The organism is Oceanobacillus luteolus, from assembly GCF_023715655.1.
GTDB classification, from domain to species: Bacteria; Bacillota; Bacilli; order Bacillales; family Amphibacillaceae; genus Oceanobacillus; species Oceanobacillus luteolus.
Genome location: NZ_JAMBON010000195.1, coordinates 1 through 253 on the forward strand (window position 1 = coordinate 1; position 253 = coordinate 253).

Annotated in this window: 1 protein-coding gene; it reads right to left on the reverse strand. The window is 35.2% G+C overall.

The genetic code is table 11. The annotated features are described in order from the left end of the window. Positions 1 to 245, reverse strand: a 245-nt coding sequence (locus M3210_RS20330; RefSeq protein WP_251518141.1) for a hypothetical protein, incomplete at its 3' end; no start/stop codon positions are given. Positions 246 to 253 lie beyond the last annotated feature (8 nt).

Here is a 253-nt window from a genome sequence, read left to right on the forward strand (position 1 = left end):
TTATCATCTCGACGATCTCGCTTTTTTCGTGTAATCGTAATGGTTTCGAGCGTTGGTTCTTCGATTTCTGGATTCGCAGTATCTTCAGCTTCATTGAAAAGGGAAAGTTGATCTGGATTGGTCTTCTGTAAGCCCGAACTAAGAAATTTTATAATAGAAGCAACTAAAATTAAAAACAGAAACGCCAAATAACCGTGAATCTGAGATGTTTTAAACAGATTTACGGTTATTTTATTTTTTTGCACATGTTGCT